Source organism: Aeromicrobium phragmitis (genome assembly GCF_003674095.1).
GTDB lineage: Bacteria > Actinomycetota > Actinomycetes > Propionibacteriales > Nocardioidaceae > Aeromicrobium > Aeromicrobium phragmitis.
This window is the reverse complement of the sequence record NZ_RDBF01000004.1, coordinates 181,435-194,839: the sequence shown is the minus strand read 5'-3', so window position 1 is coordinate 194,839 and position 13,405 is coordinate 181,435. Positions and strand designations below refer to the sequence as shown.

General features: G+C 69.0%; 16 protein-coding genes and 1 riboswitch. Of the genes, 4 read left to right on the top strand and 12 right to left on the bottom strand.

The annotated features are described in order from the left end of the window. Window positions 1-24: 24 nt before the first annotated feature. The 12 genes from D9V41_RS07380 to aztA form a co-directional block, all read right to left on the bottom strand. Window positions 25-708, bottom strand: a complete 684-nt coding sequence (locus D9V41_RS07380; protein ID WP_208006776.1) for a (2Fe-2S) ferredoxin domain-containing protein — start codon at window positions 706-708, stop codon at window positions 25-27. Next, complete coding sequence (locus D9V41_RS07375; RefSeq protein ID WP_121793903.1) at window positions 705-1,502, bottom strand: ABC transporter ATP-binding protein; 798 nt, start codon at window positions 1,500-1,502, stop codon at window positions 705-707. The genes D9V41_RS07380 and D9V41_RS07375 overlap by 4 nt, the downstream gene beginning before the upstream one ends. Beyond that, a complete protein-coding gene (locus D9V41_RS07370; protein WP_243697189.1) occupies window positions 1,499-2,608 on the bottom strand; it encodes a FecCD family ABC transporter permease in 1,110 nt (369 codons plus the stop codon). Before D9V41_RS07370 ends, D9V41_RS07375 begins: the two co-directional genes overlap by 4 nt. Then, window positions 2,605-3,612: an ABC transporter substrate-binding protein gene (locus D9V41_RS07365; RefSeq protein WP_121793902.1), complete on the bottom strand. Its 1,008-nt coding sequence runs from the start codon at window positions 3,610-3,612 to the stop codon at window positions 2,605-2,607. Before D9V41_RS07365 ends, D9V41_RS07370 begins: the two co-directional genes overlap by 4 nt. Window positions 3,613-3,665: 53 nt before the next feature. Beyond that, window positions 3,666-3,842: riboswitch (cobalamin riboswitch) on the bottom strand. A gap of 7 nt (window positions 3,843-3,849) precedes the next feature. Then, on the bottom strand, window positions 3,850-4,518 hold the full coding sequence (locus tag D9V41_RS07360; protein ID WP_121793901.1) for a (2Fe-2S)-binding protein: 669 nt from the start codon (window positions 4,516-4,518) through the stop codon (window positions 3,850-3,852). A gap of 316 nt (window positions 4,519-4,834) precedes the next feature. After that, window positions 4,835-5,452 (bottom strand): arsenate reductase ArsC, encoded by a 618-nt coding sequence (locus D9V41_RS07355; protein ID WP_121793900.1) that lies wholly within the window; start codon window positions 5,450-5,452, stop codon window positions 4,835-4,837. Window positions 5,453-5,693: 241 nt separating this feature from the next. Then, window positions 5,694-6,110: a nuclear transport factor 2 family protein gene (locus tag D9V41_RS07350; protein ID WP_121793899.1), complete on the bottom strand. Its 417-nt coding sequence runs from the start codon at window positions 6,108-6,110 to the stop codon at window positions 5,694-5,696. Between the two features lie 12 nt (window positions 6,111-6,122). Continuing rightward, window positions 6,123-6,764, bottom strand: coding sequence for an MBL fold metallo-hydrolase (locus D9V41_RS07345; protein ID WP_243697187.1), 642 nt, complete (start codon window positions 6,762-6,764; stop codon window positions 6,123-6,125). Next, window positions 6,761-7,150: a DUF6069 family protein gene (locus tag D9V41_RS07340; protein ID WP_121793898.1), complete on the bottom strand. Its 390-nt coding sequence runs from the start codon at window positions 7,148-7,150 to the stop codon at window positions 6,761-6,763. Before D9V41_RS07340 ends, D9V41_RS07345 begins: the two co-directional genes overlap by 4 nt. A 2-nt stretch (window positions 7,151-7,152) precedes the next feature. After that, window positions 7,153-7,680: an SRPBCC family protein gene (locus D9V41_RS07335; protein ID WP_121793897.1), complete on the bottom strand. Its 528-nt coding sequence runs from the start codon at window positions 7,678-7,680 to the stop codon at window positions 7,153-7,155. Beyond that, window positions 7,677-8,252: an ArsR/SmtB family transcription factor gene (locus D9V41_RS07330; RefSeq protein WP_121793896.1), complete on the bottom strand. Its 576-nt coding sequence runs from the start codon at window positions 8,250-8,252 to the stop codon at window positions 7,677-7,679. The genes D9V41_RS07335 and D9V41_RS07330 overlap by 4 nt, the downstream gene beginning before the upstream one ends. A gap of 228 nt (window positions 8,253-8,480) precedes the next feature. Continuing rightward, a complete protein-coding gene (gene aztA, locus D9V41_RS07325; RefSeq protein WP_121793895.1) occupies window positions 8,481-9,158 on the bottom strand; it encodes a zinc ABC transporter ATP-binding protein AztA in 678 nt (225 codons plus the stop codon). 48 nt (window positions 9,159-9,206) lie between these two features. Here aztA and aztB point away from each other — a divergent pair, with 48 nt between their 5' ends. The 4 genes from aztB to aztD are packed head-to-tail and all read left to right on the top strand — an operon-like array spanning window position 9,207 to window position 13,371. After that, on the top strand, window positions 9,207-10,061 hold the full coding sequence (gene aztB, locus D9V41_RS07320; RefSeq protein WP_121793894.1) for a zinc ABC transporter permease AztB: 855 nt from the start codon (window positions 9,207-9,209) through the stop codon (window positions 10,059-10,061). Then, complete coding sequence (locus D9V41_RS07315; RefSeq protein WP_121793893.1) at window positions 10,058-11,248, top strand: hypothetical protein; 1,191 nt, start codon at window positions 10,058-10,060, stop codon at window positions 11,246-11,248. Before aztB ends, D9V41_RS07315 begins: the two co-directional genes overlap by 4 nt. Then, window positions 11,242-12,156, top strand: coding sequence for a zinc ABC transporter substrate-binding protein AztC (gene aztC / locus D9V41_RS07310; RefSeq protein ID WP_121793892.1), 915 nt, complete (start codon window positions 11,242-11,244; stop codon window positions 12,154-12,156). The genes D9V41_RS07315 and aztC overlap by 7 nt, the downstream gene beginning before the upstream one ends. A 39-nt stretch (window positions 12,157-12,195) precedes the next feature. After that, window positions 12,196-13,371: a zinc metallochaperone AztD gene (gene aztD, locus D9V41_RS07305; protein ID WP_121793891.1), complete on the top strand. Its 1,176-nt coding sequence runs from the start codon at window positions 12,196-12,198 to the stop codon at window positions 13,369-13,371. The last annotated feature ends 34 nt before the right edge of the window (window positions 13,372-13,405 follow it).

The following is a 13,405-nucleotide window of genomic DNA, read 5'->3' as shown; positions in this document are numbered from 1 at the left end:
GGGCAGATGTGGCAAGTCGCGAGGTCATGAGATGCCTTTCGTTGTGCGAACGCCACGGGGGCGGGCGAGGTCGTCGAGCCGCCGGCCGCCGACGAGGTGCTCGTCGACGAGTCGGACGACGTCGGCGGGTTGCACGGGGCCGTACCAGGCGTCGTCCGGATGCACCGCGACGACGGGCGCGTGGTTGCACGGGAACAGGCACGCGGTCTGGGTGACGAGGACGTCGTCGTCACCCAGGCCGCGATCGTCGAGGGCATCGGCGAGAGCGCGTGCGGTCGCGGCTGCCCCCTTGGCCGAGCAACGCGGCCCGCGACAGACGAGCACCTGGTCCCGAAAGCCCGGCACGTCCTCCCATGCGGCCGATTCCAGCGGCGCTTCGCGCCCGGTCACTGCGGAGGCGACCACCTCCACCTGGACGTCCGCGTGGTCGCGCACCCAGTGCGCCGCGACGCGCCGCAGCCACGAGCGAGCGGGCGCGGGTCCGTGAGCAGGCAACCGCACCAGCCGGATCGACGTCGCACCCTCGGCTGCCAGTGCATCGAGGGCGTCGGTGAGCGAGGGGTCCCCGACCTGCAGGTACGCCAGCGAGGCGCCGACAACCTCGGCCAACTCCGTGAGCGCCGCGTGGTCCGTCACGGCGTCCACGCTCATCGCGACGATCAGGACGGCCGGCGACTCGGGCGTGCCACCCCGGGATGTCCGAGTCAATGGGACACCGTCGGCGGATAGAAGCTGATCGCTACTCGACCGGTGATCGGATTCGGCTCGACCGACGCCTCGACACCGTAGACCGCGCGCAGCAGTTCCGGGGTCAGGACTTCTTCGGGAGCGCCGCTGCTCATCACGCGGCCTTCGTGGAGCACCATCAGGTGGTCGCAGAACATGGCGGCCAGGTTGAGGTCGTGCAACGCCGCCACGACCGTGAGACCGATGTGCTGGACCGTCGCCAGCAGCTGGAGCGCATGCGCGATGTCCAGATGATTGGTCGGCTCGTCCAGCGCTAACACCGTCGGCTCCTGAGCGAAGGCGCGAGCGAGTTGCACCCGCTGCTGCTCCCCGCCAGACAGCCTGTGCCAGGAACGGTCGGCCTTGTCCGCCATCCCCACCTTCTCGAGGTGATGCAAGGCGATCGCGCGGTCGACCTCACTGGACCCCTGCCATGCGGATTGGTGCGGGATGCGGCCGAGCAGCACGACCTGAAGCGCGGTCAGATCGATATCGGTGGTGACGTTCTGCTCCACGAGGGCCAGTCGACGGGCGAGCTCACGGCGAGGAAGTCGCGCGATGTCGTCGTCTCCGATCACGATCGCCCCGCCGTCCGGCGCGAGAAGCCGGGCGATGCTGCGCAGCAGTGTGGACTTTCCGGAACCGTTGGGTCCGATGATCCCGGTGAATCCGCCCTCGGGCACCAGCACGGTGGCGCCCTGCAAGACGGCGGAGCCGCTGAAGCTGACGGTCACCTCCTGCACGGAGAGCGGTTCGCCGGTCGCCAGATGGCTCATGCTGCCCTCTGCCGACGCCGCAACTGCCACACGAATACCGGGACGCCGATGAGGGCGGTCACCACGCCGACCGGCAACTCACGGGGCGCGAACACACTACGGGCGGCGACGTCGACCCATAACAGGAACAAGCCGCCCACCAACACCGACGCCGGTAACAGGTACCGGTGGTCAGCCCCGACCAGGAACCGGACCGCATGTGGAACGAGCAGCCCGATGAACCCGATGGCGCCGCTGACGGAGACCAGAACGCCGGTCAGCAGCGAACAGCCGACCAGCAGTAACCAACGGATCTTATTCACCTCAACCCCCAGGCTCGCGGCAGCGTCGGCGCCGAAGGCGAAGGCGTTCAACGCGCGCGAAGCCCACCAGCAGATCGCCGCCGCCGGAAGCAGCGCCAGCAGGGCGATGAGGACAGAGTCGTGGCGAGCCCCGGCGAGCGATCCTGACAACCAGAACTGCACTCCCAGCGTCTTGTGCGGATCCGCGATCCACACGATGACGAACGAGGTACAGGCCGCGAAGAAGGCACCGACCGCCACCCCGGCGAGGATCGCGCGGTCCGGCCGGATGACCCCCGACGTCTGCGCGATCGTCAGCACCAGCAGGAAGCTGCCTAAGGCTCCCAGGAAGGCGCCGCCGGAAACCGCGACCATCCCGCCTCCGAAGCCGGCGACGATGACGAGCACCGCGCCGAGTGAGGCGCCCGAGGAGATGCCCAGCAGGTAGGGATCCGCCATGGGGTTGCGCATCAACGTCTGCATCACCGCGCCCACCATGGCCAGGCCACCGCCGACCATGATCGCTGTCAGCGCCCGGGGCAGTCGAAGGTTCCACAAGACCGCCGCGTCGATCTGGCTGACCTGAGTCCCGCCCAAGCCCAGAGCATCGACACGCAGAAAGGAGAGCCCGAGCCGGTCCGTCACCACGGTCCACACTTCTCGCAGCCCGATATCGGCTTGACCGACGGCGACCGCCACCAGGCAGGACACGGCCAGCGCCACGACGCCGACGCCGAGAAGCGCCAAGGGGCGTCGCTGCCCACGCTGCGCCAGCTCGGTGCCGCTGCTGCCGTCGACACCCCGGCGCGTCTCGATCGCGGTCACTGAGCGGAATCCCACGTGCTCAGCGCTTCGCTGATGCTTCGAATTCCGTCGATGCTCTGAAGGCCAGGCGTCGTCTGCGAGAAGGGCAGTTCCACGATGCGGTCGTCCTTGAAGGCGCGCAACTGGCTCAGCGTCGTGTCGCCGGCAAGGTACTCGCGCTTCTCCTGCCAGCTTTCGCTGGTGTCGGCCATCACGATGAGGTCAGGGTCGCGGTCGATGACCGCTTCCCAACTGACGTCCGCCCACGCGCCCTCGACGTGACTGAAGATGTTGTCCAAGCCCAGAGCGTCCATGACCATGTCGGGGCCACCGCAGCACGCTCCGGCCGTCAGCTGGTCGGTCCCCATGTCCCACCAGAACACGGTCAACGGCTCGTCGGTCTCAGGAATCGAGGCTCGCGCTTCCTCCAAAGCCGCCCGCTGCTCAGCGACCACCTGCTCTGCGCGTTCGGGCACCCCGAGCAGATCGCCCAGCTCCGTCAGCTCGGCCCAGAAGTCCTCGAATCTCAATTTCTGAGTCGTCTCGCGGTCGGGACAGCGACCCGGCGAAAGGTAGCTCTCGATATCGAGCGCCGCCAGATCCTCCCGCGTCATGATGCCGTCGTTCTCTCGAAAAGCGCTGGGATAGACGGAGTACACGAATTCCGGTTCGTGCTCGAGCATGGCTTCGGCGCTCGGATAGGAGTCACCGCTGGAGTCGATGACGTTCAAGTCGTCGAATTCTTCGCGCAAGTCGGGTTTGATGCCTGATTCCTCGCCGTCCGCCGCAACGATACGGTCTCCAAGACCGAGTGCGAGCAGGTTCTCCACAGCCGAGGAGTTGAGCGCGACGATCCGGGTGGGTGGCTCGTCGAAACTGACCCCGCGCCCGCAGTTCTCGACCGAGACCGGGGTCTCGTCCGATGGGGCGTCGTGTGCAGACGGTGAATCGGCGGCGCCTGCGCACGCAGCGAGCAGAACGGCCGAAGCCAGGGCAGAAGGCAGAAAACGGGTACGGACGACCATTGCGGTCCCTTTCGTCCGAGGCTCGTACGCGGAGCCGTGAGGGGCGGATGACGCACGCGAACGTGCGGCCAGCAGGTCTTCGGACTCGGGATCGATCGAACGGAGCGCCTTCCCAAAACAAGTCCAGTGGCGTGTTGCTCCGCCCGTCACCCTCACCGCTGCGCGTCAGTCCCGGACTCTCACCGGGTTCCCTGGCTCATGCGAGCACGACTGGCGCGAGCAATGTAGCACTCGCACTCAGCCCTGCGCGAGCACACAGTCGCCGCAGTATCCGCCGCCGGGAGTCCGGTAGTACAAGCAGCAGGAGTTCCGGACGAAGCGCCGGTCGACGATCTCGCCGTGCCCGTGCAGCGGTTCGCGGCGCAGTGCATCGAGTGCCAGGCGCGTGGCTCGCGATGCCGGATCCGCGCCGACGCGATGCAGCGCCGCGACGGCTCCGAAGGCGGCCGAGGCGGCGTTGCCCCACAGCACGATGCGCGACAGCGAGAAGGCCTCGGCGAAGCGCTCGACCAGCGGCGCGACGGCGCCGGTGAGGGCGCTGGCCATTGGCTCCACGTCGCCAATGCACTCCACGGCCAGCATCCAGGGCCCCGAGTCGGCCGGTCGCCACCACGTCCTGTCCAGGGTGATCGTGGGCGGGGGTGTGGCCGTCGCGGTCGCTCCGAGCACTGGCGAGACGAGCTGGGAAAAAAGCCCGAGGGCGACGGTCGACGCCGCGACGCGGACATCGTCGGCGGCGTCACCGAGTCCCAGGGCACCGGCGGTGTGCTCGACCCGGGTCTCGAGCGGTCCCGGCTCCAGGAGTGTGGACAGAGGCGCCCAGTCACCGTGCGGCTCGTACCGGTCGACCGCGAAGAACGGACCTAGGGCCGCCAGCGCCGCCAGCGTCCCGTCCAGGTCACCCACGCCCGCACGCTAACACCGCCCGGGGGTGCGGAGGGCCCACGCACTATCGGTGGTCGAGTAGGCCGAAGCTCTGCGGAGTCCTCGTCGAGACCACCTCACCACCTCGCCGATGCGGTCGACCTCGAGGACGTCGTCGGCGACGAGCGGCACGCCGAAGAGCTAGGACTGGTCGCGGAAGATGTCGATCACTGCCACGGCGTAGACAGCGGCGATGTAGCCCCAAGTCCGCGAGTCGAGACGATCAGCTCGCGACATCGCTCATCAGAGGCCATCACGGCGCCACGCTGGCGCGGAGTGAGCGACGCGTGCATCCTCGTCAGAGGTTGAGGTCGCGCAGGAGCGAGGTGACCCGGCTTTGGATGTCATCGCGAATGTCGCGAGTCTGCTCGAGTGTGGCGCCGTCCGGGTCCGGAACGTCCCAGTCGAGATACTGCTTGCCGGGAAAATAAGGGCACTCATCGCCGCAACCCATCGTCACGATCACGTCAGCCGCGTGCAGGACGCTGTCAGTCAGCGGTTTGGGGTAGGCAGCGGTCAGGTCGATGCCGCGCTCCGCCAGCACGGCGACGACGCGCGGGTTGATTTCTCCGGTCGGCGCTGAACCAGCAGAGCGCACATGAATGCGCCCGGGAGCGAGATGCTCGGCGATCGCCGCAGCCATCTGCGAGCGGCCCGCATTGTGAACGCAGACGAACAGGATTTCCGGGACCGGCTTGGGGTGGGTGCCCTCGGCCTGGGCCCGGGCGGTCAGCAGCTCAGTGGCGTAGCGACGCACCAACACCGGCAGATAGGTCTGCACCGTGGCGGTCGGTTCGAGCGCTCGCCGAGCGTTGCTGACGGCGTCCTCGATCTGGGCCCGGGTGAAGACGCCGTCGAACACATACACGAGGTCGTCGACGGTGGCTCGGTGGGCGTCTGGTGCGGTAATGCTCATGCGTTGACTCCTGTCGGTGAGAAGCGGCGTAATCCTGAATCGAGTGGCAGCCATCCTTCGTCCGCAGCGACTGCTCGGACCTGATCGTCCCTTCATCAGATCGATGATCTTCGATCTAGCACCACCGTAACAGCACATCGACGTTTGTCAATGGATCAGCGAGGTGCCGGTCCGCTGGGCGTTGACACGGGTGCGAATGGTCGAGTAGGGCGGACCCTGCGGAGCCCGTATCGAGACCACGTCACGTCTCTTCTGAAGGGATCGCTCGAGGGGTCAGCTGCGTGAGGACGCATCGCCAGCCGTCAGCTCCATGGACCAGGATGTCGGTGGTCCACTCGTCAGCGGCGATCGCCTGGCCGAGGTAGGTGCCGGCGGTGCGACCATGCGTTCGGACGATCGCTACGGATCCGAGGCGTGTGATGCCGAGGATGTCGTGGGTCATGCTGGTGTGCTGGAGCGACCCGTCAGCGACCACCGCGTGAAACCGGGCACGGCTGATGGCTCCTGGCTGGTCGACGAGTATCCAGTCGTCTGTCGTGAAGCGCGCCATTCGGTCGACGTCGTTGGAGACGATCGCTTCGGCCCAGTTGCCGAGAAACTCAGCGATGTCGCGACTGTCGTCGTCGCTCGCGGCCGAGGAGGGTGCAGTGTCGGGCATGTCTCGGTCTCCTTACGTAGGGGCGGTCTGCGGAAGGCCTGGAGGCCCGGTCCACGGCTCGTGTTCGTGCGCAAGCCACACGCGGTCGGGGTTGAGCGCGCGCACCGCCCGCTGGCCTTCGGTCTGCGGGTCGTTGAGCTCTCCCGACCACACCGCGACGTCGCCGGCGACGATCGTCGGACGCACGCCGATCTCGATCACGACGATCTGTGTACCGCGTGTATGGCCGGGGGCGGGGACGAGCCGCAGACCCGGCAACAGCTCGAGTTCTCCATCGACGGGCACATAGTTCACGCCGGGTGGGTCGACCCATTCCCTGATGTACTCGTCGTTCACGCGCGCGTCGTCGAGCTCTCGGCGCTGGACGTAGATGGGCCGGCCAGGGAAAAGGTGGTTGCCGCCGCAGTGGTCTCCGTGCAAGTGCGTGTTGATCACGATGTCGATGCTGTCGAGATCGAGGGCCTGCTCGCTCAGCGGTCGGAGGCGCGGCGCCATGGCGGCGGCACGTGGATGCACCTCGGTCATCCCGGTGTCGACGAGCACGCGGGCCTCGGGGTGCTCGATGCGGTGCACGCAGACCGGCATCACCTCACCTTCCACCGTCAGGTCGGCGACGTGGATCGGTGTGATGGCAGGCGCGGAGGTCGTCGTCACTGGTGGCCTCGGTGGGGGCTCGAGACGGTGAGCTGTCGCGCCAACGGCGAGACGATGATGGTCGCGGCGACGGCGTGCGCCGCGACGAGGACGGCTTTGCTTGCGGCATCGTCAGGGAAGGCGATCGCTGGAACCAGCGAGAAGGCGAAACCGGTAGCCGTTGCGATGAGGAACCGTTTGCGGGTGCGCAGGAGCAGGGCGAGCCCGATGCCGAGAACGGCCCCGACGATGGTCCACATCGCGAAGGCCCCGGGAGGAATCGGAACCGCGTCGACCTCCAGGCTCACGTCGGCCGCCTTCGCGATCACCGCCAGGCCCGTGGTGGCGAGGGCGGCCGCCACCCCGGCGATGGCGCCGGTCTTGGCGAGAGAACCGAGCCTCGCCATGGTCACGCCACCGCCTTCAAATGGAGGGCCAGCCGGTCGAAGATCGGGCGGGTGTCTTCGATCATCTGCGCGAAGAACTCGTTCTCCCAGTCCGCGCCGGTGCCGTAGGCGCTGGTGACGACGCGCACGATCGCGCTGCCGCCCGAGACCGATTCGATGAGAAACTCGGTGGCGATGGGGCTGGTGTGCGCCAGGTCCGCATAGACCTGCTCCAGGGAGGCACCGATGGACTCGAACCACGTCGCCATCTCCGGGTCGACGTCCTCCGGCCCTTCTCCGATCGGCCACGGTTCCTCGTAGGCGAAGCGCTGACGTGGCGTGTAGTCGGTGACGACGCCGCTCGAAGTCATGTCGCCCAGATCGAACGCCACTTCACCACCGACGCGAGGATCGAGTCGCGTCGGCACCATCCAGGCAGAGATGCCCTCTGCCGTGGCGATCGCCTCCCACACCTGCTCGGGCGTCGCCGGGACCTCGTAGGTGAACTCCGCCCGGTGCACCGCCCGTGGCGGTTGTTGCGAGCTGTTCATGGTTCCTCCTGCGGTTTGGGGTAGGACGCGACGGTCAGTCGGTGGGGCCGCCCGTCGTCGTGGTGATAGCGGGAAACGAGGTCGGTCAGCGCCGCCTGCAGCTCGCTCGCAAACGCGGCGCGGTCCTCAGGGGAGGCGAAACCGATGACGGTGTCGACGGTCAGGGTCGGCACCCGGGTCTCGGTGCCCACGCTGGCGGTGATCGCACCGAGTTCGGAGACCGCTCGGCCGCTCACCGCGATCAGGTAGGCCGCAGAGAGGCGGTCGGCGATCTGGCCGGGGTCGATGGCGCTGCGTTGCACGACTCCGGGCGAGACGGCGATTCGGCGGGCGCTGCGACGTACGAAACGCTCCGTGATGCCACCCCAGGCGCGCGTTTCAGCAGGCTCCACGAGGCCGTGAGCCTCGAGTGCCTTGAGGTGGTAATTGACCTTCTGCCGCGTCAGGCCGACTGCTGCCGCAATGGTCGTCGCTGACCCCGGCTCGTCCAGGGCGTCGAGGATCGCCGCACGAACCGGGTCCAGGGCCACCTCGACTGCCTTCGGGTCAGCGAGTACGTGCACGTCACTCATGCGGTCACGCTACGCCTTGACAACTTTCTTTGTCAAGGCGAGACGCAGCTCACCTGCCACCCAGGCGCAGGCGCAGGCGGTCGAGGAGGAGGTCGCTCAGCGACCACACATGGAGCCATCGCAGGCGGGGCGTGGCCGCGATGGAGCGAGACCACGTCACCTCACGTGGTCTCGATACGCGGCTCGTTCCTCGCCGCTACTCGACCACCAACAACTCGGGTGGCGCCGCTACTCGACCACCGAGGATGCGGTCGGCTGGGGCGTGCTGATGGTGCCGTGGGCGAGGTGGAGGACGACGTCGCTGGCGCGCAGGGCCTCTTCGTCATGGGTGGCGTGGAGCACGACGCGACCCTCGGCTGCCAGCTCGGCGAGCAGGTCCGCGACCACCCGCCGCACCTCGCTATCGAGGCCCGTCGTGGGCTCGTCGAGGATGATGACCGGCGCCCCGGTCGTCAGCGCTCGGGCCATGAGCGTGCGCTGGACCTGGCCACCGGAGAGCTCGTCCAAACGCCGCGAGGCGAGAGGATCGATTCCCACGCGCTCCATCGCACCCTGCACAGCACGTCGGTCACTGCGCCGCAGTGGCCGCCACAGGCCGCGGTCGCTCCAGGCCCCCATCATCACGACGTCGCGGACCGTCACCGGCAGCCGCGAGTCGAGATCCGTGCGTTGCGGGACGTACGCGATGCGACCGGGCAACTCGACGGTTCCGCGGTGAGGGCGGCGCACTCCGCACACGATGTCGAGCAAGGTCGACTTGCCGGCGCCGTTGTCGCCGCGCAGCGCGGTGACCTCCCCGGCCCGCACCGACAGCTCGGCACCCTGCAGCACCGGCCTGTTCGGGTAGGCGAACCACACGTCACGCACACGAAGCTCGGCTGTCGTGGCGGCGGACGAGACCAACATGCAGACCCCTATCGAAAACGATTCTCATCTGCATTGTACGGTCGTGCCGTGGACGTTCTGACCGAGCCCTTCGCCGTCTCCTTCGTGAGCCGGGCTGCCGTCGCCGGCATCCTGGTCGCGATCGGGTGCGCCTGCGCGGGAACCTGGGTCGTCCTCCGCGGCATGGCCTTCCTCGGCGACGCGATGTCGCACGGAATGCTCCCGGGGGTCGCCACCGCCTCGCTCCTCGGCGCGAGCCTGCATCTCGGAGCGGCCGTCGCCGCGGGGGCCATGGCGGCGGGCGTGAGCGCCCTGCAGCGCAGCCGGCGGCTCGGCAACGACACGACCATCGGCCTGCTGTTCGTCGGGATGCTCGCGCTCGGCGTCATCATCGTCTCGGCCTCGTCGTCCTTCGCGGTCGACCTGACCGCGTTCCTGTTCGGCGACGTCCTCGGTGTCCGCTCCAGCGAGGTGCTGGTGCTCGCCGCCACGACGGCGGTGATCGTCCTCGTCACCGTCGTGGGACGGCGAGCCTTCCTGCTGGCCGCGCTCGATCACCGCATCGCGCACACCACGGGTCTTCGCCCTCGCCTCACCGAAGGCGTGCTGCTCGCGCTCCTGACGCTGGCGATCGTGTCGTCCTTCAGCGTCGTCGGCACCCTGCTGGTGTTCGGCATGCTCATCGCCCCGCCGGCCGCGGCACTGCTGTGGACCTCACGCGTGTCGTCCGCGATGGTCCTGGCCGCGGTCTTCGGCTGCATCGCGGTGCTCGGCGGCCTCGTCATCTCCTGGCACGCCGCGACGGCCGCCGGGGCGACCATCACCCTCACCGCGGTCGGCATCTTCGCGCTCTCCCTCGGACTCTCGTCCCTGAAGCGCCGCGCGACCTCACCCCTCCCGACCGAAAGGACGCTCGTCTCGTGAAGTTCAGGACCTTCTGCGCCGGCTTCGCCGCCACCCTCCTCCTGGCCGCGTGCTCATCAGCGGGAACCCAGGATCAGGATCCGCCGTCCGGACACGGTCACGGAGCCGTCAGCGGGGCGAGCGAAGAAGCCGAAGCGCAGTACCACCTCGTGGTCGCCGACACCGAATCCGGCGCGGTGGCGGTCATCGACCTGCTCGACGAGTCGGTCGACACGGCGGAGGTGGCTGCTCCGGTGACGTCGCTGGCCTCCGATGGCCGCTTCGCCTATCTCGGCGCCGACGAGCAGACGCACGTCCTCGACACCGGCGTCTGGACCTGGCCGCACGGCGACCACAACCACTACTACCGCGGCGAGCTCACCGACCTCGGCGCTCACGACTGGGGCGCCGGCCACACCATCGGCGGCTTCGGCACGGCGACGGCCGCCTTCGACGACGCGAGCGGTGAGGTGACGGTGGTGGATCGCGACGCGCTGGAGGACGGCGACGTCACGACGACGACGTTCGACGTGGGCGATCCGCACCACGGCTTCGCGCTCGGCGTCGGCGACCGGCTGCTCACGACGACCTCGTCGGGATCGAAGCTCCCCGACGGCCTGCAGTGGCGCGACCACGACGGCGAGGTCGTCGAGGAGCTCGACGTGCCCTGCGCTGACCTGCACGGAGCCGCCCGCGTGCGCGCCGTTGCCGTCGTGGCCTGCGACGGCGGCGCGCTCGTGGTCGATGCCGACGGCACTGCACTGGTGCCGTACCCGGACGGCACCCCGCCCGACGACCGGGCGTGGTCGTTCGCGCAGCGGCCGCACAGCACTGAGCTGGCGGCGCTCCGCGGCGAGGCCGGAGCCTGGCACTTCGACCTCAACGCCCGCACCTGGACCTCCCTCGACGCGCCGAACACCGTCGCCACCGTGGCCCTCGGAACCGGCCTCGGCGTGCTGACGCTGGACGCGTCGGGCACGCTGCGTCACCTCGACGCCACGGGCGCAGTCGTGGCCGAGGCGCCCCTGGTCGACAAGGTCGACCCCGAGAACCCGCCGACCATCGTCGCCGACGCCGCGCGCGCCTACGTCAACGACGCGGATGCGGGCGTCGTGCACGAGATCGACTACGCCGACGCGCTCCGCGTCTCCCGCACGATCGATACCGACGGTGTCACCCCCACCTTCCTCGTGGAGACGGGATGGTGAGGCGCGGCATCGCGCTGGTGCTCGCGGCCGCGCTCGGCACGGTCGGGCTCGCGGGCTGCGCCGGGGACGGACCCGGAGAGGGCAGCATCGTCGTGACCACCAACATCCTCGGCGACGTGGCTCAGCAGATCGTCGGCGACGAGGCCGAGGTCGTCGTCCTGATGCCCGACGGTGCCGATCCTCACTCGTTCGAGATCTCCGCCCGCGACGCCGCCACAGTGGAGAACGCCGCCCTCGTGGTGAGCAACGGCCTGGGCCTCGAGGAAGGCGTGCAGAACTCCGTGGACGCGGCGGCGGAAGCCGGCGTTCCCGTGCTTGCGGTCGGCGAGGAGGTCGACCCGCTGGAGTACCAGGAGGGCAGCTCCCGCGGGCAGGCCGATCCGCACTTCTGGACCGACCCCGAGCGCATGCGCGAGGCCGCGCGGCTCATCGCCGAGCAGGTCCTCGAGCAGGTGCCGGACATCGACGCGGCCGCGGTGCAGGCGCGAGCGGCCGAGTACGACGACGAGCTGGCCGCCCTGGACGACGAGATGCGCGAGGCGTTCGACCGCATCCCTACGGACCAGCGCACCCTGGTGACCAACCACCACGTGCTGGGCTACCTCGCCGATCGGTACGGCTTCGAGGTGCTCGGGGCCGTCATCCCCAGCGGGACGACGCTCGCCTCACCCAGCGCGGCGGATCTCGACGCACTCGCGACGGCCATCCGCGAGGCGGGAGTACCGGCGATCTTCGCCGACTCGTCCCATCCCGACCGGCTGGCGCAGGTGCTCGCCGAGACCGCGGGAGTCGACGTCGAGGTGCACTCGCTGTACTCCGAATCGCTCACTGCCGACGGCGAAGCCGCCACGTACCTCGGGATGATGCGCGCCAACACCGCCACCATCGCGACCGCCCTCACCCCCTGATTCCCGGCCAGATCGGCCACACCCATCGAAGGAGAAACCATGCGAAGGACCCGATCCACCCTCGTGCCGCTCGCGGCCGCGAGCATGCTCGCGCTCGCCGCCTGCGGCAGCACGAACGACGACGCGGCAGGTGACGGAGGCTCGAGCGATCGGTCGATCGACCACCCGATCGTGACGACCTACGACGGCGGCCTGATCGTGCTCGACGGCGAGACCCTCGAGGTCGCCGAGGACATCGAGCTCGACGGCTTCAACCGCATCAACCCCGCGGGCACCGACGACCACGTGATGGTCTCCACGTCCGAGGGCTTCCAGGTGCTCGACGCGACCGCCGGCGAGCTCACCGACATCGTGTTCGAGGCCGACACCCCCGGACACGTCGTCCGTCACGCGAACCTCGCGGTGCTGTTCGCCGACGGCACGGGCGAGATCACGACGTTCGACCCGCACGACCTCGACGGCGGCGAGAAGCCCGCGACGCAGACCTACCAGACGCCCGAGGCCCACCACGGGGTCGCCATCCAGCTGGAGAACGGCGACATGCTGAGCACGCTGGGCGATTCCGAGACCCGTGTGGGTGCCCGGGTCGTCGACGCGGACGGCAACGAGATCGCCCGCGCCGAGAACTGCCCCGGCGTGCACGGCGAGGCGACCGCCCGCGACGAGGTCGTCGTCATCGGCTGCGAGGACGGCGTCCTCACCTACGCCGACGGCGAGTTCACGAAGATCGACAGCCCGACCGAATACGGCCGCATCGGTAACCAGGCCGGCTCGGAGGAGTCCTCGGTTGTGCTGGGCGACTACAAGCAGGACCCGGACGCGGAGCTGGAGCGCCCCACGCAGGTCTCGCTCATCGACACCACCACCAACGAGCTGCAGCTCGTCGACCTGCCGGCGAGCTACACGTTCCGCTCGCTCGCCCGCGGCCCGGAGGGTGAGGCGCTGGTGCTCGGCACCGACGGCAAGATCCACGTCATCGACCCCCAGTCCGGCGAGATCGTCCGGTCGATCGACGTGATCGACGAGGAGTGGAGCGAGCCGCTGGACTGGCAGCAGCCGCGCCCGGCGATCTTCGTGCGCGAGGGCACCGCCTACGTGAGCGACCCGGCCGCACAGCAGATTCACGCCGTGGATCTGGAGTCCGGTGAGATCACCGCGACGGCCGACCTCGAGGTCGCGCCGAACGAGCTCAGCGGCGTGCTCCACGCCCACTGAGCGCCGGCGGGTGCTCACCGCGTGGCACGATGAC

Excerpts from the sequence above, each read along its gene's own strand:
- D9V41_RS07375 (WP_121793903.1), bottom strand. The coding sequence starts at position 1,502 with ATGAGCCATCTGGCGACCGGCGAACCGCTCTCCGTGCAGGAGGTGACC.
- D9V41_RS07330 (WP_121793896.1), bottom strand. The coding sequence starts at position 8,252 with ATGAGTGACGTGCACGTACTCGCTGACCCGAAGGCAGTCGAGGTGGCC.
- D9V41_RS07335 (WP_121793897.1), bottom strand. The coding sequence starts at position 7,680 with ATGAACAGCTCGCAACAACCGCCACGGGCGGTGCACCGGGCGGAGTTC.
- aztA (WP_121793895.1), bottom strand. The coding sequence starts at position 9,158 with ATGTTGGTCTCGTCCGCCGCCACGACAGCCGAGCTTCGTGTGCGTGAC.
- D9V41_RS07355 (WP_121793900.1), bottom strand. The coding sequence starts at position 5,452 with ATGAGCATTACCGCACCAGACGCCCACCGAGCCACCGTCGACGACCTC.
- D9V41_RS07350 (WP_121793899.1), bottom strand. The coding sequence starts at position 6,110 with ATGCCCGACACTGCACCCTCCTCGGCCGCGAGCGACGACGACAGTCGC.
- D9V41_RS07340 (WP_121793898.1), bottom strand. The coding sequence starts at position 7,150 with ATGGCGAGGCTCGGTTCTCTCGCCAAGACCGGCGCCATCGCCGGGGTG.
- aztC (WP_121793892.1), top strand. The coding sequence starts at position 11,242 with ATGGTGAGGCGCGGCATCGCGCTGGTGCTCGCGGCCGCGCTCGGCACG.
- aztD (WP_121793891.1), top strand. The coding sequence starts at position 12,196 with ATGCGAAGGACCCGATCCACCCTCGTGCCGCTCGCGGCCGCGAGCATG.
- D9V41_RS07365 (WP_121793902.1), bottom strand. The coding sequence starts at position 3,612 with ATGGTCGTCCGTACCCGTTTTCTGCCTTCTGCCCTGGCTTCGGCCGTT.